The 2,816-nt window shown below is 66.7% G+C and carries 1 protein-coding gene; it reads right to left on the bottom strand.

What is annotated here, in order from left to right:
* On the bottom strand, positions 1-2,816 hold a 2,816-nt coding region (locus AB0B91_RS64820), incomplete at both ends, for a condensation domain-containing protein (protein WP_358342956.1).

Raw genomic sequence — 2,816 nt, 5'->3', positions numbered from 1 at the left:
ACGTCGAAGCTGATGTTGGTCAGGCTGAGCCATCGATGCTCGTGGCCGGGCTGGTAGTGGGTGTGTGACCAGGCGGTGTGCAGGGCGGTGAGGTTGGCGTGGGCGAGCGGGCTGGCTTTGGGCTGCCCGGTCGAGCCGGAGGTGTAGATGACCGCCGCACTCTGCCCAGCCTGCACGATCACCGCCGGCGCAGCAGCGGGGTAGTCGTGCAGTGCTGTCGCATCCAGCGTCACCACGTGCACCCCGGTCGGGACCTGCGGGCTTTCGGCGGGGTTGTCGGTGAGCAGGAGACCGGCCCGGCTGTCGGCCAGCATGTGCGCGAGCCGACCCGCGGGATAAGCGGCATCCAGCGGAAGATAAGCCGCACCCGCCTTCCACACCGCGAGGATCGCCACGATCAACTCAGCGCCGCGCCCCAGATGCAGCCCCACCACGCTCTCCGGACCGGCGCCCAAAGCGAGGAGATGGTGAGCCAGCCGGTTGGCGCGCTCATCCAACTCGCGATAGCTGAGCCCGGCCCCCTCACACCACACCGCGATCCGGGCCGGATGCGCGACAGCCTGACCAGCGATCAACTCATGAACACCAGCGTCGCTACCGGTTTCCGCGAGGGCGGGATGGCTGGTCCAGGTAGCGGTCAGCTGCCGCCGCTCAGCAGGGGTGAGAATGGGCAACGCCGACAACGGCCGATCCGGATCAGCCGCCACCGCAGCCAGCAACACCTGCAGATGAGCGACCAACCGCTCGATCGTGACCCGCTCGAACAACGCGGTGCTGTACTCCACCGCACCACCCAGACCAGCAGCCCCGCGCGGAGCCAAACTCACCGTCAGGTCATACAGAGCATGACGAGCCAACCCGCCAAGCCCATCCCCCGACCCCGCTTCCAACGCTGCCTGATCCCGACCCGCCGAGTCATGGTCAGCCTGATCGCGGTCGGCCTGATCGCGGTCGGCCTGATCGTGGTCCGGCGTGATGTAGTTGAACAGGGTCTGAAACAGCGGCGTGCGGGAGCGGTCACGCTCGATACCGAGTTCATCGACGAGCTGCTCGAACGGCAGATCCTGATGACCGTAAGCCGCCAACGCGGTGGCGCGCACCTGGTGCAGCAGATCGGTGAAGGTCGGATCGCCCGACAGATCAGCCCGCAGCACCAGAGTGTTGATGAAGAACCCGATCAGATCCTCGGTCTCGCCCTGGTTGCGGTTGGCCACCGGCGTACCGACCAGCACATCATCCTGACGCGTGTACTTACCGAGCAGCACGGTGTAAGCCGCCAGCAACGTCATGAACATCGTCGCGCCCGTACGACGCGACAACGCCTGCAACCCCTCAACCACCTCAGAGCCGACGTGGAAGTCCAAAGCGGCACCAGCGGTGTCCCGCACCGCCGCGCGCGGCCGGTCAGTGGGCAGATCCAGCACCGGCGGCCGAGCCAGCCGGCGCCGCCAGTAGCCAAGCTGATCCTCCAGCCTCTCGCCGGTAAGCCAGGAACGCTGCCACACAGCGAAATCGGCGTACTGAACCCGCAGCGGCTCCAGCGGAGACGGACGGCCGACATGGAACGCCTCATAGAGAGCGTTCAACTCCCGATGGAAGATCTTGGCCGACCACTCATCGGAGATGACGTGATGCATGCACAAGGCCAAGACGTGCTCCCCGCCGTTCAACCGCAGCAGGCTGCCACGCAGCAGCGGACCGGCCGCCAGATCGAACGGCGTCGCGGCATCGGCGGCGATCAGCGCCTGAGCTTCCTGTTCGCCGGCCACGTTGATGACCGGAAGGTCGAAGCCGGTCGGCAGATCGATGATCTGATGCGGGATGCCGCCGGCATCGGCAACCAGCCGGGTCCGCAACACCTCATGCCGCTCCACCAGCGCGGTAAGGGCGGCACGCAGAGCGGGAATGTCGAGGTCGCCCGGCAACGGAATAAGGGTGGGAGTGTTGTACTCGGCCGAGCCGGGATCGAGCTGGGCCAAGAACCACAACCGCTGCTGCGCGAACGACAGCGGCAACGGCTGATCACGGCCGACCGGCAGGATCGGGGGCCGATCACTGCCGCTCGCCCCATCCACAAGCGGCGCCAAACCAGCGACGGTCGGCTGATCGAACAACACCGCCAGAGGCAAATCCACCCCTAGAACCGCACGGACACGAGAGACGACCTGCGTGGCCAGCAGAGAGTGCCCGCCAAGATCGAAGAAGTTGTCCCGGACCCCGACCTGATCCACACCGAGCAGGTCAGCCCAGATACCGGCCAGGAGTTGTTCGGTGGGGGTGGTCGGCGGCTGGTAGCTGTCGGTGAGGTCGGGGCGGCTGCCGTCCGGTGCGGGGAGGGCGGCTCGGTCGATCTTGCCGTTGGGGGACAGCGGGAAGGCGGCCAGTTCGATGAACACCGACGGGATCATGTAATCCGGCAAACCGGCCGCCAGATAAGACCGCAGATCATCGGTGGCAGGAATGCCGTGGGCGGGGTCGGCCGGAACGAGGTAGGCGATGAGCCGCTGGCCGGTGCCGGCGTTGCCGCTTTCGGCCTCGGGTCCCGTGTGGTGGGTGGTGACGAGGGCTGCGGCGATGTGGGGGTGGCTGGTCAGGGCGTGCTGGATTTCGGCGGGTTCGATGCGGTGGCCGCGGATTTTGACTTGGTGGTCGGTGCGGCTGAGGAAGTGGATGTTGCCGTGGGGGTCGTGTCTGGTCAGGTCGCCGGTGCGGTAGAGGCGTGAGCCGTCGCTGGTGTGGGGGTTGGCGATGAAGCGTTGGGCGGTGAGGGCTGGTTGGTGGTGGTAGCCGTGGGCTAGTCCTTGTCCGCCGATGAA

The sequence above is a fragment of the Nonomuraea sp. NPDC049141 genome, from assembly GCF_040648415.1.
Classification (GTDB): Bacteria; Actinomycetota; Actinomycetes; order Streptosporangiales; family Streptosporangiaceae; genus Nonomuraea.
This window is presented reverse-complemented; position numbering and strand designations above follow the sequence as displayed.